The following is a 19,086-nucleotide window of genomic DNA, read 5'->3' on the forward strand; positions in this document are numbered from 1 at the left end:
GGCGACCCAGGGAGTGGCATGATGTCCGATCTTTCGACGCTTCATCCTTGCAGTCACGTCAACCGCCGGGACCTTCTGGCAGGGGGCGCGGCCGGGACGTTGCTGCTCCTGCCCTCCCCCGCGCGCGCCGCCCCGCCGACGGTCAGGATCCGGTCGGGCGTGGTGCGCGGCGCGATCGAGGACGGCGTCGCGGTGTTTCGCGGCCTCCCCTATGGCGCGCCGACCGGCGGTGCGCGCCGCTTCCTCCCGCCCGCCGCACCCGAGCCGTGGTCGGGAATACGCGACGCGACCGCGTTCGGCGACCAATGCCCGCAGCTTGCGCCGCCCGGTGCGCGGCGCAGCGAGGATTGCCTGGTCCTCAACGTCTGGACGCCGGGCGCGGATCGCGATCGCAAGCGTCCGGTGATGATATGGGTCCACGGCGGCGGCTTCGCGGTGGGTGCGGGCGATTCCCCGGTCAATGACGGCACCCGCCTGTGCAAACGCCGCGACGTCGTGCTGGTAACGATCAACCACCGCCTCAACGTCTTCGGCTACCTCTACTGCGAAGACTCCCGCCAGGCCGTCCCGAACGTCGGCCAGCTCGATATCGTCGCGGCGCTGCGCTGGGTGCGGGACAATATCGCCGCCTTCGGCGGCGATCCGGACAATGTGATGGTATTCGGTCAATCGGGCGGCGGATCGAAGGTGGCGGCGTTGCTCGCGATGCCGGCGGCGCGGGGGCTGTTTCACCGCGCGGCGCTGCAGAGCGGGTTCGGCACCTATGCCATCGGGCGCGAGGGCGCGCTGCGCATCACGCGCGCGCTCTGTACCGAGCTCGGCGTCGCGCGCGGCGATATCGAGGCGCTGCGCACCGTGCCGACCGATCGGATGCTGGCGGCGCTTCAACGCGTGACCGGATCCGATCCGACCAAGGGACCCGGCATCGTCGCCGACGGGACGGTGGTGCCGCATATTCCCTTCGCCCCCGGCGCCCCGCCGATTTCGCCGGATATTCCCCTTATCATCGGCCACACCGCGACCGAGACGACGGTGCTGTTTCCGCCGCCCGAGGCATTCGCGCTCGACTGGCCCCAGCTCCCCGTCGCGCTCGCGCCGAAGGTCAATGCGCCCGAAACGCTGATCGCCGGCTTCCGCGCATTGCGCCCGGACGCGAGCGCCAGCGATCTCTATTTCGCGATCACCACCGAACTCGGCATGGGCCGCAACGCCCGCATCGCCGCGGACAAACATGCCGGCCTCAACCGCGCGCCGGTGTTCGCCTATCTGCTCGACTGGCGCACGCCGGTGCAGGGCGGGAAGCTGCGCACGCCCCACGGGCTCGAGCTGCCGCTGGTATTCGATACCGTCGCCAACGCCGCGGAAACGATCGGCACCGGCGCGACACAGGCGCAGCAACTTGCCGAGATGATGAGCGCGGCCTGGGCCAATTTCGCGCGCAAGGGCGATCCGAATGGACCCGGCGTCCCCCGCTGGCCGCGCTATACACTGCCCCGACGCGAGACCATGATCGTCGATCTCCCGTGGCATGTGCGCGGCGATCCGCTGGGGGCCGAGCAGGCGTTGATCGAGGCGCATCTCAAGCCATGATCGCGATACGCTCCGCTCTCCGCCGCGCTGGCTTGCTCGGGCTGTTCGTGGCGCTCGTTACGCCGCTGCCGACCGCCGCGGCGGCGCAGCCCGATCCGCTTGGGGTGGCGCTCCCCTTGCCCGAGCGACCCGCGATTCCGCCGGCAATGCCGTGCAAGGCGCTGGTGACATCCGCCACCGCCGACGCCGGCGGCACGGGCTATCGCATCATCGCCGCAACGGAAGAAACCGCCGGTGCCGGCGCGCCGACCGTTTGTGTCGTCAAAGGCTATGCCGCCCCTCAAACGCAATTCGAGCTGCGCCTGCCGATGACCACCTACGCCGGCCGCTTTCTGCAGGGCGGATGCGGCGGGATGTGCGGGGTGATCTCGGAGTCGATCACGCCGCTGTGCAGCAACGCGCATATCGCCGGCGGGACGTTCGCGGTCGCCTATAACAACGGCGGTCATTTCGCCGCCGGCATCGGCGATGGCACCTGGGCGACCGACCCGGAACTGCGGATGCAATTCGCCCATAAGGCAACCCATGCCACCGCGCTTGCCGCCAAGGCGATCATCGCGCGTTTCTATGCGCGGCCGCCCGAGCATAGCTATTTCGTCGGTTGCTCGGGCGGCGGCCGCGAAGCGCTGATGGAGGCGCAGCGTTATCCCACCGACTTCGACGGCGTGGTCGCGGGTTCTTCCGTGTCGATGCCGGCGGCGATGCAGCTGTTCCTGTGGGAGGCGCAGAAAGGGCTCGACGCCGCCGGCAACGAGATCTTCACGCGCGACGCGGTCGCGGCCCTGCACCGCGCCGTTCTTGCCGCCTGCGATCGGCTCGACGGCACTCCCGACGGCCAGATCGACGATCCGCGCCGATGCCGCTACGATCCCGCTTTATTGCTCTGCCCCCGAGACCGCCAAGCAACTGCATCGTGCCTGACGCCGGCACAGGTGGACGCCGCACGCGCTTATTACCGCGGGCCGGTCGATGCCGACGGCACCGCGCTCTTTCCGGGCGGCGCGCCTTATGGCGCCGAACTCGGCTGGATCGGCCCCGGCGCCGCGACCCGGACCGGCAAATTCGCCGCCGAGGCCTTCATCAAGCAGGTGCTGCTGCCCGGCGAACTGCCGCAGGATTTCGGCTGGCGCGACTGGCGCTTTACCAAGGCCGGTCTCGATCGGCTGCTCCGCGCGGGCGCATCGTTCGACGCGACCGATCCCGATCTTTCGGCTTTCCGCGATCACGGCGGCAAGCTGCTCCTGTGGCAAGGCATGGCCGACAATGCCGCCGGCGCCTATGGGATGCTCGATTATTATCAGGCGGTCCGCGATCGGATGGGCGGGCTGGCCGCGACGCGGCGCTTCGCGCGCATGTTCGCGGTGCCGGGCGGCTATCATTGTCGCGGCGGCTATGTGCCTTACGACGAGGATTTCCTCGGCGCGGTCGTAAATTGGGTCGAGCGTGGCGCGGCGCCCGAACGCGTGATCGCCGCCGCACGGCTCGAAGACGGCGCTATCCGTCGCCGCCCGATCTACGCCTATCCCACGCCGACCCGCTACAAGGGCGGCGATGTGAACGATCCACGTTCCTTCGCCGCCGGGACGCTGCAGCACGAACCGGCGGACGGCTATGACTGGCCCGGTTCCCGCGCCAGGACCCGCGGCAAATTCTGATCACCTGCGCGGTGCCGGCCGATATTCGCGCTTCAGGGTGGCCGCCCGGATGCGGGTATAGTGCGGCCCGTCGAAGTCGTAGAGAACAAGGCTGTTGATATAGCGGCGATCGCCCTTGCTCATCGCGCCGGCAGTGAAGTCCGGAAGGTCCTCCAGCGCGAGAAACTCCGATTCCAGTTCGGCCGCTAGAACATTGCCGTCGTGAAAGCATTGCAGCACCGTCATCGTCCGGTGCGTCGCCGCCTTGACGGGGCGATAGAAGTCGATGATCGCGCGGCGGCCGACCAATTCGGTGCCATTGCCGATGACCAGTCTGATCCCCGGCGCATAATAATTGCCCAGCGCGTCGAAGTCGCTGCGATTGAATGCGTCGATATATGCAAGGAAATGCGCCTCCGGCGTCATGCGGCACGCGCGCTTGCGAAGCGGGCCGAGCGGATACGCGCGAAGCGGCCGTCGACGATATCGTAGAGGATGAAATTGACGCTCTCGCGCACCTCGCCCTTGCGCATCGCGCCGGTCGGCATATCGGGCCAATCGTGGCGCGCGACCAGCCGGGTGCGCATCTCGACCGCGATCCGCCCCAAGTCGCGCGACCCGACGAAGGTCAGCAATTCGAGCGTTTCGTCGAGCTTCGCCTTCACGCCGCGATAGAAAGCGAGCACCGCCGCGCGGCCGATCAGCTGCGCCGCCTGCCCTTCGAAGATCACGTCGTCGGCATAATAAGCGCCGAAGGCGTCGAAATCATCGCGGTTGAACGCCGCGACATAGGCCTCGAACCAGCCGCGCAGCGAAATTTCGTCACTCATGCCGCAGGCGCCGCGACATAATAATCGCGGCGCAATGTGCGCGCGGCGAGGAGGAACATGATCCCCGCGACGAAGAATACGCACACCGCAGACATCAAGGCGGACCGGAGACCTTCCGCCGACGCGGTCGCACATGCCCGATGCAATGCGTCGATCGCGTGCGCCTTCGCCGCAGTCGCCCGGCACAGCGCAAGATAATCGCCGCCGTGGAAACTGGAGGCCGCGAAGCGGTCGCTCATCCAGCCGACGAAGGTCGGGCCGCCGCCATAGCCCACCAGGGTATAGAACATCCCGAACACCGCGGCGCCGGTCGCGCGCATGCGCGGTTCGAGCAGATTCTGGATCATGCCGATCGTCGGGCCGTAATAGAGCAGCAGGAAGCAGCCCGAGATGATCAAGAGGACGGTGCCGAGAGCCGGCGTCGCCGCGTTGAACGCGATCCAGTAAGAGAAAGGCGCGATGAACAGCCCGATCGCCGCGCCCCACGCCGGCCAGCGCCCGTCGCCGCGCCGCGCCAGCCAGTCGGTCCCGAACGAGCCGATCAGCAGCCCGCTGTCCAGCGCGAGCGCCGAGATCGTACCGTAGAGCGCGCCCGCCGAGCGCACCGGCAAATCGTAGACGCGGGCGAGAAAGACCGCGAGGAATTGCGAGATCGAGCTCATGCCGAAGCCGGCGAGCGCGCCGCCCGCGATCACGAACATCAGCGCGGGCTTGCGCCCGACGACCTTGAGGAAGACGCCGAAATTGGGCGCCGGGGCCTGAACGGGCGGCAAATTGTCGGCCAGCCCGCGGCGAGGTTCGCGCAGCAGCAGGAGAACGAGCAGCCCCAGCACGACCCCCGGCAACCCCATCACGATGAACGCGGCGCGCCAGCCCCAGACGCCGCTGACCGCGCCACCCACCGACGCGCCGAGAAAGGTGCCGATCGGCGAGCCGAGCAGGATCAACCCCATGATCGAGGCGCGCCGCTCGCGCGGAAACAGGTCACCAACCAGCGACGACGTCGCCGGCTGCGAGCCGGCTTCGCCCACGCCGACACCGATGCGGCACAGCATCAGCTGCGCGAAACTCCCGACCAGCGAGCAGGCCATCGTGATCATCGACCAGAAGACGATCGCGGCGGTGATGATCTTCACCCGCGACACGCGCTCCGCCAGCCGCCCGATCGGCACGCCAAGCAGGGCATAAAGCAACGCGAAGGCAACGCCCTGCAGGATCCCGAGCTGGAAATCGCTAAGGCTGAGATCGGCCTTGATCTGCTGCGCGGTGACCGCGAACACCGAGCGGTCGGCGAAATTGAAGGTCGCGACCAGAAAGCTCATCACGATGAAGGTTCGGCCGTAACCCGCCGATAGCAGCCGCTCGTCATCGTCGCTTCGCATCGCCCTCTCCCGGCGGTGATCCTACCGCTCCGTCGCGCCGCCCGCTTCGCATTGCGGCGTCGGCCATCACCGATTTCTGGACGATAGTTGATGATTAATCAATACATCACGTGCGTATCAGGCGGGTTCGTTGAGGCGGACGAGATCGGCGAGCGTTGCCGTCACCGGCACGGCGACACCGAGCGACTGGGCTTCGCGCGCGACCGCGCCGTTGATCGCCTCGATTTCGGTGCGGCGACCGGCCAGCCGGTCCTGCAGCATCGACGCCTTGTGCTGGCGATGATGCGTCAAGGCGAAGTCGATCTTGCCCTCGACGGACGAGAGATCGAGCATCAGGCCCTTTGCCGCAGCGGTGGCCGCGACTTCGCGCGCGATCGCAAAGGCGATCCGCCGGCCGGCCGGCGTATCCATCCCGCCGACCGTGAGGCCGGTGACCGCCGCCATCGCGTTGAGCGCCGCGTTGAACGCGACCTTCTCCCACACTCCCACCTCGATCGCGCGATCATATTTGGCGTCGATCCCAGCGCGCCCGAGCAGCTCGACCGCCGCCAGCGCGCCGGCCTCGCTCTCGGGTCGATAGCTGCCCAGCCGCACCGTGCCATGACCATGCGACGACACCCGCGTCGCCGTCTCGAGGTCGGCCGGCAGATCGGTGACCCCCAGCAATACCTGCCCGGCGGGGAATGTCTCTGCGATGATCTCGGCGTTGCCGAGTCCATTCTGGAGGGTCAGCGCATAAGTGCCGGGGCGGACCAGATGCGCGGCGGATGCGATCGCGGAACGGCTGTGCATCGCCTTGGTGAAAAGCAGCACGAGATCGGCCGGCCCGTCCACGTCCGCGGCGAGCCTCGCGCGGATCGGGATGCGCCGCTCGCCCTTGTCGTCGACGAGCGTGATCCCATCGCGCGCGAGCGCCTCCAGCCGCGGCCGATCGAGGTCCACCAGCGTGACGGCTGCCCCGGCTTCGGCCAGCCTGCCCGCGAACAGGCAGCCCATCGCGCCCGCCCCGATGATGACCACTTCGCGCATGGCTCTCTCCTGAAATGTCGTGGTGTCGGCGGCTAGCGAGGGAGCAAGGTCACGGCAAGCCGCATGACGGCGCGGCGACCGCACGGCTGCTCAGCGGAAGCAGATCGAACAGGCGATGAGCAGCGGCGATCAGACTGCCCTTGCGGCGGGTATAGACGAAGAAGCGGCGCTCGACCTCGAGCACGGGAATGCCGATCGCCGCGATCAGCCCCCGCTCCATCTCCGCGCCGATCAAGGGTTTGGGCAGCCAGCCGAGCAATCGGCTGGAGGAAACGGTGGCGAGCATCACGCCGATTGAATTGGTTTCCACCGCGACATCCGGCAACGCCCCGCCCTGCGCGGTGACCAGATTGTGGAACAACATGCGCGGTGCGCTGCCGATCTCGGGCATCGCCCAGCGCTCGCCGAGCACGTCGTCCAGCCCGACATCGGCACGATGCGCGAGCGGGTGCGCGGCGGCGGCGAGCACAGTGTAGCTGTCTTTATAATCGAGTTCGGCGATCGGCCGGATTTCGGGATGCGGCGCGATTGCCGGGGCGATCACCACGTCGATCTCACGCCCCGTCAACGCCTGGACAAGCCGGTCCTCGGGTGCGTCGAGCACATCGACCTGCAATTTCGGCGCTGCATCCAGCAGGCGCGCGGCGATTGCGGGGAGGATCGTCCGCGCGATCGCCGCCACCGCGCCCACGCGCAACCGCCCCCGCCCGAGGCCGCGCAACGCATCCAGCGCCGAAGCCGCCTGCTCCATCTCGAACAATAGCAATCTGGCATGGGGGATCAGCGTCTCACCCGCCGCCGTGGGCACCATGCCCTTGCTGTGACGATCGAACAGTCGCTGGCCGAAGCGCCGCTCCATCTCGCCGATCAGCCGACTGAGCGCGGGTTGCGTCATGCACGCGACATCGGCCGCGCGCCCCAGGCTGCCGCGGTCGACCACCGCGAGAAAGGCGCGCAACTGGCGTTGATCAAAAGTCATATCACGATGTTATGACTTTCGAGCAAATCGGCAATGGCGCAGCGTGGCCGCGGCACCGATAAGGAGAAAAACGCGAGGAGAGAGACGCTTGACCATGCAAACGGTCCGCGACGCGACGCTGTCGCTATTGCGTACATTGGGCATGACGACGGTCTTCGGCAATCCGGGGTCGACCGAACTGCCGATGTTCCGGGATTTCCCGGAGGATTTCCGGTACATCCTCGGGCTGCAGGAATCGATCGTGACGGGCATGGCCGACGGCTATGCGCAGGCGACCGGCAACGCCGCGCTGGTCAATCTTCACGCCGCGGCGGGCGTCGGCCATTCGCTCGGCAATCTGTTCACCGCCTTTAAGAACCAGACCCCGCTGGTGGTGACCGCGGGGCAGCAGGCGCGCGCAATCCTGCCGTTCGAACCCTTTCTGTTCGCCGACCGGGCCACCGAATTCCCGCGCCCTTATGTCAAATGGGCGGTGGAGCCGGCGCGCGCCGAGGATGTGCCGGCGGCGATCGCGCGCGCTTATTATGTCGCGATGGAGCCGCCGTGCGGCCCGACCTTCGTGTCGATCCCGGTCGACGATTGGGATCGACCCTGCGCACCGGTCGCCGCGCGGCGGATCATCGCGCGCAATCCCGGCGAGCCCGGCACGCTCGATGAGATCGCCGCGGCGCTGGCGCACGCGAACCGGCCCGCGCTGGTGTTCGGCGCCGGCGTCGCGCGCGACGGCGCATGGCATGAGGCGATCGCGCTCGCGGAGCGCCACGCCGCCAGCGTCTGGGCCGCGCCCTTCGCCGCGCGCGAGGTGTTTCCGGAGGATCACGCGCTGTTCGCCGGTTTCCTGTCGCCAAGCCGCGAGGCGATCGTCCGCGATCTCGACGGCCATGATCTGATTCTGGTCGTCGGCGGACCCTTATCGCTATACCATACCGAAGCATCCGGCCCGCATCTGCCGGAGGGGGCGCGGCTTTATCATATCGTCGATTCGATCGCCCCGGCGAGCTGGGCGCCCGAAGGCACCGCGCTGGTCGCCGACGCAAGGTTCGCGCTCGCGCGTCTGCTCGATGGCCCCGCGCCGGTCGCGCGCGCGCTGCCACCGCGCCGGAAGGCGCCGCCCCCGCTCCCGCCCTCGGCGCTGACCGACGCTTACCTTCTCCAGCAGATCGCGCATCTGCGGCCGCGCGGGTCGGTGATCGTCGAGGAAGCGCCGTCGAGCCGCGGCGCGATGCACGATCGTCTGCCGATCGTCGACGCGGGCGGTTTCCATACTTGCGCGAGCGGCGGGCTCGGGCACGGTCTGCCCGCGGCGATCGGCGTCGCGCTCGGTCGTCCGGGCGACAAGATCATCGCGATCCTTGGCGATGGATCGAGCATGTACGCGATCCAGGGGCTGTGGTCCGCGGCACAGCTCGGGTTGCCGATCAGCTTCGTCATCGTCAACAACCGGCGGTATGAGGCGCTGGTCAATTTCGGCCGGCATTTCGGCCTGCAGAAGACCGAAGGCACGACGCTGAGCGGCATCGACTTCTGCGCACTGGCGCGCGGCCAGGGGCTGTCCGCCGAGCGGGTCGAGACAGCAGCAGCGCTCGACAAGGCGCTGCTCGCCTCCTTCTCCGCGCCGGGGCCGACGCTGGTGGACGTCATGGTAGATTGACCACGCATAGATGGACAGGACGAGGACAATGTTCAGCGCGCGCATTTCGGACCTGATCGATGATCGGCCGGACGACGGCATTTTCCGCGTCAGCCGCGCGATCTTCGACGAGCCCGACATTTTCAACCTCGAGATGCGTCATATTTTCGAGCGGGGATGGGTCTTTCTCGGCATCGCCGATCAGGCGCGCGACCCGCACGATTTCTTCACCACCGATATCGGCCGGGTGCCGGTACTGGTCAGCCGCGACGGCGCGGGAAAGCTCAACGCCTTCGTCAATTCCTGCCCCCACCGCGGCTCGCGCGTCGCGCAGACGCTATCGGGCAATGCGCGCCTCCACGTCTGCCCCTATCATAGCTGGACCTTCGACAGCGCGGGTCGCAACAAGAACGTGAAGCTCAAACGCGCCGGCTGCTATGCCGCGAGCTTCGACGCGCAAAACCATGACCTACCGGCGCTGCCGGCATTCGGCGACTATCGTGGCTTCCTGTTCGGCAGCCTCGATGCCGATGTACCGCCGCTGGAGACGCATCTCGGCGAAGCCGCGAAACTGCTCGATCTCGTCGCCGACCAGAGCGACGAAGGGATCGAACTGGTGCCCGGCGCGGTGACCTTCACCTTCCACGGCAATTGGAAACTCCAGCTCGAAAATTGTTCGGACGCCTATCACTTCACGTCCACCCACCCGTCCTACATCCGCATTCTCGAACAACGTCAGACGTCCAACACCAAGGCCGCCGTGAAATCGGTGTGGGAAAGCAGCGATTACTGGCGCGAAGATGCCAAGGGCGTTGCCGGGGGCAGCTTCAGTTTCCCTTATGGCCATGTTCTCAACTGGGGCATTTTCGGCGTCACCGAGGCGCTGCCGCTCTACGAGCGCGCCGAGACGCTGGCCGAACGGCACGGCGTGGCCAAGCGCGACTGGATGTTCAACATGCGCAATCTGTCGATCTTTCCCAACCTCCAGATCGCCGAAAATGCATCGAGCCAGCTCCGCGTGATCCAGCCGCTCGCACCCGACAAGACCGAGATGCGCACCTGGTGCATCGCGCCGAAAGGCGAAAGCCGGGAAGCGCGACGGCAACGCATCCGTCAGTACGAGGATTTCTTCAACCCCAGCGGCATGGCAACGCCCGACGACACGGTGACCTATGAAAATTGCCAGCGCGGCTTCGCCAGCCGCGTCGATCCCTGGCTGCAGGGCTATGCGCGCGGCACCACGGCGGCCCGCGAAGGCGGCAACCGCTTCGGCGCGCTGATCGATCTCCACCCGGCGTTCAGCGTGCTCGCCGACGCCCAGCTTGGCGACGAAACGCTCTTCCGGAGCTATTATCGCGAATGGGCGCGGCGGATGGCGGGAGTATTGGCGCCATGATCCTGACGCCCGACGCCGCCGCGGCGATCCTGTATCGCGAGGCGGAATGCCTCGACGAATATGAATGGGACGCGTGGCTGGACCTTTACGCCGAAGATGCGGTCTTCTGGCTTCCCGCGTGGAAGAATGAGACCGAGACGACCAGCGATCCGGAAAGCGAATTGTCGCTGATCTATTATCGCGGGCGCGGGAATCTGGCCGACCGGGTATGGCGCGCGCGCTCGGGCCAGTCGGTCGCTTCGGCGCCGCGCATGCGCACCGTCCATCTGATCACCAACGTCCGATTGGCAGAGGCGGATGCCGCAAGCGCGGTCGTCGCGTCGAACGTCGCCGTCCATCTGTTCGACAAGCGCGCCGGGCGATCGCACGCCTTTTTCGGCCGCTATCGGCATGAGCTGAGGTTCGACGGGCAAAGCTGGCTGATCGCCGCCAAGACGATCGTGTTGCTCAATGACACGATCCCGACGGTGCTGGACTTCTATTGCATCTGATCGATCGCCCGGGTCGGGAAGGTTTTACCGGCGCGCTTCAACCGATCGAAACGACGTCGGGCATCGCGAGAAACGCCTCCCTCAGCCTGCCGCCCCATTCGCGCGAGATATTCTGGAAGCGGGGGTCGTCGGCCTCGATCCGCTCGCGCACCTGAAAGGCGAAACGATCGCGTCGCAACACGGCAAGGTCGAGCGGCATGCCGACCGAAAGGTTCGAATGGAGCGTCGAATCCATCGACACGCACACCGCCTTCACCACCTGTTCGAGCGGCGTATCGATCGTCACCACCCGATCGAGGATCGGCTTGCCATATTTATGCTCGCCGATCTGGAAATAGGGCGTATCGCTGGTCGCCTCGACGAAATTGCCCGCCGCATAGACCATGAACAACCGGTGCCGCCCGCCTTTGCGCTGGCCGGCGACGAGGATCATCGCATCGGCGCCGACGCCGCCGGCCTGGATCGATTCGCGATAGCGATCCTGCTGCGCCTGCATCGCCTCACCCACCAGCTCGGCGATGCGAAAGATGCTGTCGGCATTGAGGATCGTCTCGATATCGGGATCGTCGGCCGATCGCTCGATCGCCTTGGCAAGCCGCGTCATCACCCCCTGGGTGATCGAAAGATTGCCCGAACACATCATCCCGATCGCGCGCTCGCCGGGGACTTCCCATGTGAACATCTTGGTGAAGCGCGAGATATTATCGAGACCCGCGTTCGTCCGGGTATCGGATAACAGCACCAGCCCATCGGTCACGCGCACCGCGACGCAATAGGTCATATCAGATCTTGGCCCGGGTCATTGCTGCTGCTGTTGCTGCTGGATCGCCTCGATGTCGCCTTCGCCGCGGGCGATCCGCACATCGGCCGAGACGATCCCCGGCCCCCCGCCGGTTACCACCCCGCGTACCGGCGCCGCGTCATTGGCGTCAAGCCCGCTGCCCAGCCGCACATAATGATCGGTCGGGCACATGCCATTGGCGATATCGAACCCGACCCAGCCGAGACCGTCGATATATGCCTCCGCCCAGGCGTGCGATTCGAACTGCTGATCGGCTTCGTCGCCGGCGAGCAGATAGCCCGCGACATACCGCGCGGGGACATTGCGCGCCCGCGCGGCGGCGATGAAGATATGCGCATGATCCTGACAGACGCCGCCCTCGCCGGCCAGCGCGGCCGCCGCCGCGGTGGCGCTGGTGGTGACGCCGCCGCGATAGGGCAAGGCGTCGCGCACCCGGGCGCTGAGCGCGTGCAGCCCGGCCAGCGCATTGTCGCCGGGCTCGAGCCCGTCGCCGAGCCCAAGGATCATCTCGTCCGCCTCGGTCAGCGGCGTTTCGCGCAGGCAGACCGCCGGCGGACAGGCGCGGCGCATGCCCTTGACGACGCCCGCGCGATCCTCGGTTTCGACCCGGCCGCGCGCGACGATCTCCAGCTCATCGTGCCGGCCGCGGCTCAGCCATTGCGCGAAGCGCTCGCCATAACCGTCGACGGTGGTGCGCGTGATCTCCTCCCCCTCGACCTCGACATGCCAGTCGATCACCCGCTGCCCCTCGAAACTCTGCGGGAACAGCTTGAGGCGCAGCGCGACGCTCGCGGCGCCGGCCGGATAACGCATGTGCGTCAGATGACGGACGACGAGCAGCATCAGTTGAAATGATAGGTCTGCGCGATCTCTCGCGACAGGCGGTTGGTGACGACGAGCGCATTCTGCACGAATTCGTGGAGCCCTTCTTCGAAAATCTCGCCGCCCTCGCGGTCGCGCAGCTCGGCGAGCATCATCGACGCGGTGTCATGCGCGGCACCGCGCCGGCCATGCGCCTGCGCCAGCCGGTCGAGATGCCAGCCGATCTGCCCGAAGCAGAACGACAGGGAGCGCGGAAATTGCTGGTTGAGCACCAGAAGGTCGGCGATCCGCCACGGTGAATAATCGCCGCCGCCATAAACGTGATGATAAGCGCGCGCCGCCGCCAGCGCGTGGAGCACCGAAGTCCACTGATAATGATCGCGCCCGCCGCCGACCACCGCGGTCTCGGGCAGCAGCACATAATATTTAACGTCGAGCAGCCGGAGCGTCATCTCCGCGCGTTCGAGCGCGCCGCCGATGCGCAGGAAATCATGCCCCTCGTTGCGCAGCTGCCCGGTCTCGACCGCGCCGCGGAAGGTCGAGGCGCGCGTCTTCACCCAGTCGATCAGCTCGGCGAGGTTTCGCCGCGCGCTCGCGACATCATATTGTTCCAGCCGGCGCCAGTCGTCATTGAGCGCTTCCCACATATCCTGCGTCAGCGCGGTGCGCACCGCGCGGCCGTTGGCGCGAGCGCGCAGCATGCACGAGCGGATCGAGGAGGGATTGGTCTCGTCGAGCAGCAGCAGCTGGACGATATCGGCCTCGGCGACCGCGCGATCGCCGTCGATCAGCCCGTCGCAGCCGGTGACGCGCAGGACCGAGCGCCATTCCTCGCGATGAATCGGGCCGGGCAGGATCGTCATGCGCTGCCCCATCTGGATCAGCCGCGCGGTGCTTTCGGCGCGCTCGATGTAGCGGGCCATCCAGAAGATATTCTCGGCGGTGCGGCTCAGCATATCAATCGTCCAGCACCCAGGTGTCCTTGACGCCGCCGCCCTGCGAGGAATTCACCACCAGCGAGCCTTCGGTCAGCGCCACCCGCGTAAGGCCGCCGGGGACCAGCCGCATCCGCTTGCCGACAAGGCAATAGGGGCGGAAATCGACGTGGCGTCCGACGATCTCCTTCTGGCCCAACACTGGCGCGGTGGAGAGATCGAGCGTCGGCTGCGCGATGAAGTCGGCCGGATCGGCGCGGATGCGATCGGCATAGGCCGCGACCTCGGCGCGCGTCGCCTTGGGGCCGATCAACATCCCGTAGCCGCCCGAGCCGTGGACCTCCTTCGCGACCAGCTGGTCGAGATTTTCCAGCACATGCGCGCATTCGTCGGGCAGCGCGCAGCGCCAGGTGGGGACATTTTCGAGGATCGGCGTTTCGGAGAGATAGAAACGGATCATCTCCGGCACGAAAAGATAGATCGCCTTGTCATCGGCGATCCCCGCGCCGGGGGCCGAGCACAAGGTCACCCCGCCGGCGCGATAGGCGCCGAACAATCCGGGCACGCCGAGCATCGAATCCGGACGGAAGGTCAAGGGATCGATGAAATCGTCGTCGATCCGGCGATAGATTACGTCGACGCGCTTGGGGCCGTGGGTGGTCTTCATCCACACCTTGTCCTCGTCGACATAGAGATCCATCGGCTCGACGAGTTCGACCCCCATCAGATCGGCGAGGAAGCTGTGCTCGTAATAGGCCGAGTTGAACGGCCCCGGGGTCAGCACCACCACGGTCGGGTCGCTTCGCGCGCCGGGCGGCGCCACCTCCTTCAGCGTCGCGAGCAGATCGTTGGGATAGGAATCGACCGGCGCGACGCGGGTCGATCCGAACAATTCGGGGAACATGCGCTGCATGATCTCCCGGTTCTCGAGCATATAGCTGACGCCCGAGGGGGTGCGGCAATTGTCCTCGAGCACCTGGAAGCCGCCCTCGCCGGTGCGGATGATGTCGATCCCGACGATATGGCTGTAAACCCCGCCCGGCGGATCGAAGCCGATCATTTCGGGAAGGAACGCGCGGTTGCGGTAGACCAGCTCCCCCGGCACGATCCCGGCGCGGATGATCTCGCCGCGGTGATAGACATCGTAGATGAAGGCGTTGAGCGCCTGCGCGCGCTGCCGGATGCCGCGATCGAGCGTGCGCCACTCCGCGCCCGAGAAAACCCGCGGCAGAAGATCGAACGGGATGAGCCTTTCCGGATCACCCCCCTCGCCATAGACGGCGAAGGTGATGCCGATCCGGCGGAAGATCGTTTCGGCTTCCTTGAGCCGCGCGTTGAGCCTTTCGATGCCGACTTCGTCGATCCAGCGCTGAACTTCGGCATAACAGGGCCGAACCACCGCAGACTGATCGGTCATCTCGAAAAAGGCCATCCGCTCTCCTTCGCTCGTCTCGCCATGATGCGTTGCACAAAATTATTTGCAAGCGCGAAATCCGCTCAGGAAATTTCCCGATCAACTTTATGAATTTAATGATGTTTCGCCCAAGCGGACGCGCGCGGCGCGCATGGATGACCCGCGCGACTCAGCGCGCGCGCCCCGCTGAACCATCGCGGGGCGGCTTCGTTACGCCGTCATGACGAACAGGCGCCTCCTCGTGCTGATCAATCGCGAAGGTGGCGCCGCCAGCGCCGCCGGCGACAAGCTGCCCGATCAGGTCGAGGCCGCCTTCGATCAGGCTGGCGGCAATGCCGATGTGCGGATGCTCAAGGCGGACGAGATGGACCGCGCGTTGCGAACCGCGGCCAAAGGCGAAACGCGGATCGTGGTCGCCGGGGGCGACGGTACCGTCGCGGCTGCCGCACAGGCGTTGGCAAAAGCCGAGACCGAAGTCGCCATCCTCCCGCTCGGCACGCTCAATCATTTCGCGAGGGATCTCGGCATCCCGCTCCAGCTCGAAGCGGCGGCGGCGCTCGCGGTCCAGGGGCGGTCGCAGGGGATCGATGTCGGGGAGGTGAACGATCGACGCTTCATCAACAATGTCTCGGTCGGGCTGTATCCGTTCATGGTGCGCGGCCGCGACGATATCCGCGAGCGGCGCGGCTGGCCGAAGTGGCTCGCGACGCTCCCCGCGAGCTGGGACGCATTGTCCCGGCTTCGCCATCATCGGCTTCACATCGAACTGGACCAGGGAAAACAGCCGGTGGTGACGCCGCTGCTCTTCGTGGGCAATAATCGCTACTCGCTGGACAGCGGATCGTTCGGCACCCGCGACTCGCTGACCGAGGGCAAGCTTGCCGTTTACGCCGTCAGCCGCTCGACACGCGCAGCGCTCTTATGGTTCGGCATCCGCGCGCTGCTCGGCCGGGCGGATCGCGAACGCGACTTTGCCGCGCTGGGCGACAGCGCTGGTTTTACCGTTCATTCCTCCGAACGTCGCATCGAAATAGCGCTGGACGGCGAAGTCACCCACCTGTCGCTTCCCCTTTCGTTCAGCATTTTGCCGGGGGCGCTTCGCGTCGTTGTGCCGCGGCATGACGGCGCACAGCCATGAGTGCCCGACTTAGCCGCAACGATAATTGAAGCCCCGCGTGCTCGGGGTGACCTGCCTGATCCCGCCGGTGTGGGTGCATCCGGTCATGCCTGTCCTCCATTGCGTTCGGCAAGTTTGGCGTGGATCTGCGCGACGACGGCGGCCCCTTCGCCGACCGCCGCCGCGACGCGCTTGGTCGAGCCTTTGCGGACGTCGCCGATCGCGAACACGCCGGGCACGTTCGTCTCGAGCGGCAGCACGCCGCCGCCCGTTTCGACAAAGCCTTGCGGGTCGGTCGCGACACAGCCTTCGAGCCAGTCCGAATTCGGATCGGCGCCGATGAACAGGAACAGGTGCCGGATATCCAGCCGGTGCGACGATCCGTCGGCGCGCTTGCGGAACGTCGCCGAGGTCAGGCCGTCGGCATCGCCGTCGAGCGCCACGATGTCGCTGCCGACGTGGATCTCGACATTGGGCAGCGCCGCGATGCGATCGATCAGGTAGCGCGACATGGTTTCGGACAGGTCGCGCCTGACGAACAGGTTGAGCCGCGCGACCTGCGGCGCGAGGAACACGATCGCCTGCCCGGCCGAATTGCCCCCGCCGACCAGCGCCACTTCCTCGCCGGCGCAGAGCCGCGCCTCGATCGGCGAGGCCCAATAGGACACGCCGCGTCCTTCGTAATGCGGAAGATCGCGGATGGCGGGGCGGCGGTATCGCGCGCCCGAGGCAATGACGAGGGTGCGTGCCTTCAACCGGCGTCCGTCGGTCAGTTCGAGCGCCGGCGTGGCGCCATCGCAGTGCAGCTTCCGTACGCTGAGCGGGACGGCGATCTCGGCCCCGAATTTCAGCGCCTGGTTGAACGCGCGGCCGGCGAGCGCCTGCCCCGAGATGCCGGTGGGGAAACCGAGGTAATTTTCGATCCGCGCCGAGGCGCCGGCCTGCCCGCCCATCGCGCGCTCGTCGAGGACGACCACCGACAGCCCCTCCGACGCGGCATATACCGCCGCCGCCAGACCGGCGGGGCCGGCGCCGACGATCGCCACGTCGTAGAGCGTCGCCGGATCGAGCGCGGGCGTCATGCCGAGGCAGGTCGCGACCTCGCCATTGCTCGGCCGGCGCAGCATATGGCCGTTGGGGCAGACGACCAGCGGCAGTTCCTCGGGCAGCACGCCGATCCGTTCCACCAGCGCCTTGCCCTCCGCATCGGATGCCGCGTTCAGCGTCAGGTTGGGATAGCCGCTGCGGGTCAGGAAATTCTGCAGGCGAACGATGTCCGGGCTGTCGGGCGCGCCGATCAGGATCGTGCCGGCGCCACCCTCGGCGATGAGCTCCACCCGCCGCAGGATGAAGGCGCGCATCACCAGCTCGCCCAGCTCGGCCGAGCCGACCATCAGCGCGCGCAGATGCGCGGCGTCGAAGGGCAGTGCCGTACAGCCCTCCGGCCCCGCGCGACCGCCGGCGATCGAGGGGCGCCCCGCCAACTGGTTCACTTCGCCCGAAAACTGGCCGACGCCGTGGGTGGTGATCGGCGCCTCGTGACTGAGACCGTCGCGGCGCAGGACGTGGATCGCCCCCTGGAGCACCAGCCACGCCGGCACATCCACGGCACCGATCGCATATATCTCCTCGCCGGGCGCGAACCGGCGTTCCGGGCCGCTGCTGAAGCGGCGGGCGGTCGCGATCTGCGCGCCGTCGAGCGCAGGAAACATCTGATGTCGGCGTGTGCCGAGCGTGGTCATGGGTCCTCCCGCGTAGCGTCGGCCCTGCATGAGGCCGCAGGCTCGCCGGCGCAACCCGGCCGGTCAGGCATCAGCGCGGCGAGATCCTCAGCGGGATGCCGGCGACGACGAGATCGGTCGCGTCGCAACACGCCGCGAGCCGCTGGTTGAGCCGCCCGGCCGCATCGCGGAAGCGTCGTGCGAGCGCATTGTCGGGGACGATGCCGAAGCCGACCTCGTTGCTGACGAAGATGATCGGCGCGGTCGCCGCCGCGGTCGCGTCGAGCAGCGCCGCGCCCGCCGCCTCCAGATCCATCTCGGCGAGCAGCAGGTTGGAGAGCCACAGGGTCAGGCAATCGACCAGCACGACATCACCGCCGGCGCCGTGCGCGCGGATCGCCTCGGGGAGCGCGATCGCGGCCTCGACCGTCCGCCAGGTCGCGTCGCGATCGGCGCGATGCTGCGCGATCCGCGCCTGCATCTCGGCGTCGGCAGCCTCGGCGGTGGCAATGAACACCCGCGCCGGCGACCGCGCCTCGGCGAGCGCCTGCGCGTGGCGGCTCTTGCCCGATCGCGCGCCGCCGAGCACCAATATCGTCCGTGGATCGCCCGTCATCACCCTTCCGGCTTGCCGTTTGGCGGATGAATGGCGATGGCGGTGGGGATGACGCAAGCGGAATTGCACGGCTTCGGGCGACACGGCGGCCGAATCGACGACGCGATGCGCGCCTTTCCGCGCGCGCCGCGCCCGTGGCTCGATCTGTCGACCGGGATCAATCCGCTGGCCTGGTCGCCCCCGGCGGGGCTCGCCGTCGATTCCGCGCCGCTCCCCGCGATCACCGCATTGCGCGCGCTGGAGGCCGCCGCGGCGCATTATTTCGGGTGCGCGCCGTCGCGGGTGGCGGCGGTGCCGGGAAGCGAGGTGGCGCTGCGGCTGTTGCCGATGCTCGGGCTGCCGGGGCCGATCGTCGCCGCGCGCCCCGGTTACGGCACCCATAGCGAGATCGCCGAGGCGAGCGTCGCGACGATCGACGCTCGGCCGGGCACGATCCTGTTCGCCAACCCGAACAATCCCGACGGGCGCCTGCTCGACCGCGCGGCGCTGCACGTGCTGGCGACGCGCCAGGCAGCGGGCGGCGGCTGGTTGGTGATCGACGAGGCGTTCGTCGATACGATGCCCGAGGCGAGCATCCTCCCGCTCGTCGATGACGCGGCGCCGGTGGTGGTGCTGCGCTCGTTCGGCAAATTCTTCGGGCTGGCGGGTGTGCGGCTCGGCTTCGTCGTCGCGCCGCCCGCGGTGATCGATCGCGTGCG

Annotated in this window: 18 protein-coding genes; 7 read left to right on the top strand and 11 right to left on the bottom strand. The window is 67.4% G+C overall.

The genetic code is table 11. The features are described from left to right. Nucleotides 1-21 precede the first annotated feature (21 nt). Nucleotides 22-1,590, top strand: coding sequence for a carboxylesterase/lipase family protein (locus BGN95_RS16070; protein WP_286773300.1), 1,569 nt, complete (start codon nucleotides 22-24; stop codon nucleotides 1,588-1,590). Then, entirely contained in the window at nucleotides 1,587-3,245 is a 1,659-nt protein-coding gene (locus tag BGN95_RS16075) for a tannase/feruloyl esterase family alpha/beta hydrolase (protein ID WP_286773301.1), read from the top strand. The genes BGN95_RS16070 and BGN95_RS16075 overlap by 4 nt, the downstream gene beginning before the upstream one ends. Here BGN95_RS16075 and BGN95_RS16080 read toward each other — a convergent pair whose 3' ends face one another. The 5 genes from BGN95_RS16080 to BGN95_RS16100 all read right to left on the bottom strand — a co-directional run bounded on the left by BGN95_RS16080 (nucleotide 3,246) and on the right by BGN95_RS16100 (nucleotide 7,444). After that, nucleotides 3,246-3,650, bottom strand: coding sequence for a nuclear transport factor 2 family protein (locus BGN95_RS16080; RefSeq protein ID WP_286773302.1), 405 nt, complete (start codon nucleotides 3,648-3,650; stop codon nucleotides 3,246-3,248). Then, entirely contained in the window at nucleotides 3,647-4,054 is a 408-nt protein-coding gene (locus tag BGN95_RS16085) for a nuclear transport factor 2 family protein (protein ID WP_286773303.1), read from the bottom strand. The genes BGN95_RS16080 and BGN95_RS16085 overlap by 4 nt, the downstream gene beginning before the upstream one ends. Beyond that, nucleotides 4,051-5,436, bottom strand: a complete 1,386-nt coding sequence (locus BGN95_RS16090) for a spinster family MFS transporter (RefSeq protein ID WP_286773304.1) — start codon at nucleotides 5,434-5,436, stop codon at nucleotides 4,051-4,053. Before BGN95_RS16090 ends, BGN95_RS16085 begins: the two co-directional genes overlap by 4 nt. A 117-nt stretch (nucleotides 5,437-5,553) precedes the next feature. Then, on the bottom strand, nucleotides 5,554-6,465 hold the full coding sequence (locus BGN95_RS16095) for a ketopantoate reductase family protein (protein WP_286773305.1): 912 nt from the start codon (nucleotides 6,463-6,465) through the stop codon (nucleotides 5,554-5,556). A 49-nt stretch (nucleotides 6,466-6,514) separates the two neighbouring features. Then, on the bottom strand, nucleotides 6,515-7,444 hold the full coding sequence (locus BGN95_RS16100) for a LysR family transcriptional regulator (protein ID WP_286773306.1): 930 nt from the start codon (nucleotides 7,442-7,444) through the stop codon (nucleotides 6,515-6,517). Between the two features lie 94 nt (nucleotides 7,445-7,538). On the opposite strand from BGN95_RS16100, the gene mdlC reads away from it, so the two are divergent. Genes mdlC through BGN95_RS16115 form a run of 3 tightly spaced genes read left to right on the top strand, consistent with a single transcriptional unit; the run spans nucleotide 7,539 to nucleotide 10,961 of the window. Next, nucleotides 7,539-9,095 carry a benzoylformate decarboxylase gene (mdlC, locus tag BGN95_RS16105; RefSeq protein WP_286773336.1) on the top strand — a complete coding sequence of 519 codons (1,557 nt, stop codon included), beginning with the start codon at nucleotides 7,539-7,541 and terminating at the stop codon, nucleotides 9,093-9,095. A gap of 28 nt (nucleotides 9,096-9,123) precedes the next feature. Continuing rightward, complete coding sequence (locus BGN95_RS16110; RefSeq protein ID WP_265311771.1) at nucleotides 9,124-10,470, top strand: aromatic ring-hydroxylating oxygenase subunit alpha; 1,347 nt, start codon at nucleotides 9,124-9,126, stop codon at nucleotides 10,468-10,470. Then, entirely contained in the window at nucleotides 10,467-10,961 is a 495-nt protein-coding gene (locus tag BGN95_RS16115; RefSeq protein ID WP_286773307.1) for an aromatic-ring-hydroxylating dioxygenase subunit beta, read from the top strand. The genes BGN95_RS16110 and BGN95_RS16115 overlap by 4 nt, the downstream gene beginning before the upstream one ends. A 37-nt stretch (nucleotides 10,962-10,998) precedes the next feature. On the opposite strand, the gene BGN95_RS16120 is transcribed toward BGN95_RS16115, so the two are convergent. From BGN95_RS16120 to BGN95_RS16135, 4 genes are read right to left on the bottom strand one after another with little or no spacing between them, the layout of a single operon-like run. Beyond that, a complete protein-coding gene (locus BGN95_RS16120; RefSeq protein ID WP_286773308.1) occupies nucleotides 10,999-11,742 on the bottom strand; it encodes a proteasome-type protease in 744 nt (247 codons plus the stop codon). Between the two features lie 18 nt (nucleotides 11,743-11,760). Beyond that, nucleotides 11,761-12,606 (bottom strand): transglutaminase family protein, encoded by an 846-nt coding sequence (locus tag BGN95_RS16125; RefSeq protein WP_265311768.1) that lies wholly within the window; start codon nucleotides 12,604-12,606, stop codon nucleotides 11,761-11,763. Then, complete coding sequence (locus BGN95_RS16130; protein WP_265311767.1) at nucleotides 12,606-13,541, bottom strand: alpha-E domain-containing protein; 936 nt, start codon at nucleotides 13,539-13,541, stop codon at nucleotides 12,606-12,608. The genes BGN95_RS16125 and BGN95_RS16130 overlap by 1 nt, the downstream gene beginning before the upstream one ends. Nucleotide 13,542: 1 nt before the next feature. Continuing rightward, nucleotides 13,543-14,952, bottom strand: coding sequence for a circularly permuted type 2 ATP-grasp protein (locus tag BGN95_RS16135; RefSeq protein WP_265311766.1), 1,410 nt, complete (start codon nucleotides 14,950-14,952; stop codon nucleotides 13,543-13,545). Between the two features lie 223 nt (nucleotides 14,953-15,175). On the opposite strand from BGN95_RS16135, the gene BGN95_RS16140 reads away from it, so the two are divergent. Continuing rightward, nucleotides 15,176-16,072 carry a diacylglycerol/lipid kinase family protein gene (locus tag BGN95_RS16140; protein ID WP_286773309.1) on the top strand — a complete coding sequence of 299 codons (897 nt, stop codon included), beginning with the start codon at nucleotides 15,176-15,178 and terminating at the stop codon, nucleotides 16,070-16,072. 83 nt (nucleotides 16,073-16,155) lie between these two features. Here BGN95_RS16140 and BGN95_RS16145 read toward each other — a convergent pair whose 3' ends face one another. Beyond that, on the bottom strand, nucleotides 16,156-17,793 hold the full coding sequence (locus BGN95_RS16145; protein ID WP_286773310.1) for an FAD-dependent oxidoreductase: 1,638 nt from the start codon (nucleotides 17,791-17,793) through the stop codon (nucleotides 16,156-16,158). 70 nt (nucleotides 17,794-17,863) lie between these two features. After that, nucleotides 17,864-18,388: a bifunctional adenosylcobinamide kinase/adenosylcobinamide-phosphate guanylyltransferase gene (gene cobU, locus BGN95_RS16150; RefSeq protein WP_265311763.1), complete on the bottom strand. Its 525-nt coding sequence runs from the start codon at nucleotides 18,386-18,388 to the stop codon at nucleotides 17,864-17,866. Nucleotides 18,389-18,418: 30 nt separating this feature from the next. Here cobU and BGN95_RS16155 point away from each other — a divergent pair. After that, on the top strand, nucleotides 18,419-19,086 hold a 668-nt coding region (locus BGN95_RS16155), incomplete at its 3' end, for an aminotransferase class I/II-fold pyridoxal phosphate-dependent enzyme (RefSeq protein WP_286773337.1).

The organism is Sphingomonas sp. 66-10, assembly GCF_001897045.1.
In the GTDB taxonomy this organism is placed as follows: domain Bacteria; phylum Pseudomonadota; class Alphaproteobacteria; order Sphingomonadales; family Sphingomonadaceae; genus Sphingomonas; species Sphingomonas lycopersici.

Excerpts from the sequence above, each read along its gene's own strand:
- BGN95_RS16070 (WP_286773300.1), top strand. The coding sequence starts at position 22 with ATGTCCGATCTTTCGACGCTTCATCCTTGCAGTCACGTCAACCGCCGG.
- BGN95_RS16075 (WP_286773301.1), top strand. The coding sequence starts at position 1,587 with ATGATCGCGATACGCTCCGCTCTCCGCCGCGCTGGCTTGCTCGGGCTG.
- BGN95_RS16080 (WP_286773302.1), bottom strand. The coding sequence starts at position 3,650 with ATGACGCCGGAGGCGCATTTCCTTGCATATATCGACGCATTCAATCGC.
- BGN95_RS16085 (WP_286773303.1), bottom strand. The coding sequence starts at position 4,054 with ATGAGTGACGAAATTTCGCTGCGCGGCTGGTTCGAGGCCTATGTCGCG.
- BGN95_RS16090 (WP_286773304.1), bottom strand. The coding sequence starts at position 5,436 with ATGCGAAGCGACGATGACGAGCGGCTGCTATCGGCGGGTTACGGCCGA.
- BGN95_RS16095 (WP_286773305.1), bottom strand. The coding sequence starts at position 6,465 with ATGCGCGAAGTGGTCATCATCGGGGCGGGCGCGATGGGCTGCCTGTTC.
- BGN95_RS16100 (WP_286773306.1), bottom strand. The coding sequence starts at position 7,444 with ATGACTTTTGATCAACGCCAGTTGCGCGCCTTTCTCGCGGTGGTCGAC.
- mdlC (WP_286773336.1), top strand. The coding sequence starts at position 7,539 with ATGCAAACGGTCCGCGACGCGACGCTGTCGCTATTGCGTACATTGGGC.
- BGN95_RS16110 (WP_265311771.1), top strand. The coding sequence starts at position 9,124 with ATGTTCAGCGCGCGCATTTCGGACCTGATCGATGATCGGCCGGACGAC.
- BGN95_RS16115 (WP_286773307.1), top strand. The coding sequence starts at position 10,467 with ATGATCCTGACGCCCGACGCCGCCGCGGCGATCCTGTATCGCGAGGCG.
- BGN95_RS16120 (WP_286773308.1), bottom strand. The coding sequence starts at position 11,742 with ATGACCTATTGCGTCGCGGTGCGCGTGACCGATGGGCTGGTGCTGTTA.
- BGN95_RS16125 (WP_265311768.1), bottom strand. The coding sequence starts at position 12,606 with ATGCTGCTCGTCGTCCGTCATCTGACGCACATGCGTTATCCGGCCGGC.
- BGN95_RS16130 (WP_265311767.1), bottom strand. The coding sequence starts at position 13,541 with ATGCTGAGCCGCACCGCCGAGAATATCTTCTGGATGGCCCGCTACATC.
- BGN95_RS16135 (WP_265311766.1), bottom strand. The coding sequence starts at position 14,952 with ATGGCCTTTTTCGAGATGACCGATCAGTCTGCGGTGGTTCGGCCCTGT.
- BGN95_RS16145 (WP_286773310.1), bottom strand. The coding sequence starts at position 17,793 with ATGACCACGCTCGGCACACGCCGACATCAGATGTTTCCTGCGCTCGAC.
- cobU (WP_265311763.1), bottom strand. The coding sequence starts at position 18,388 with ATGACGGGCGATCCACGGACGATATTGGTGCTCGGCGGCGCGCGATCG.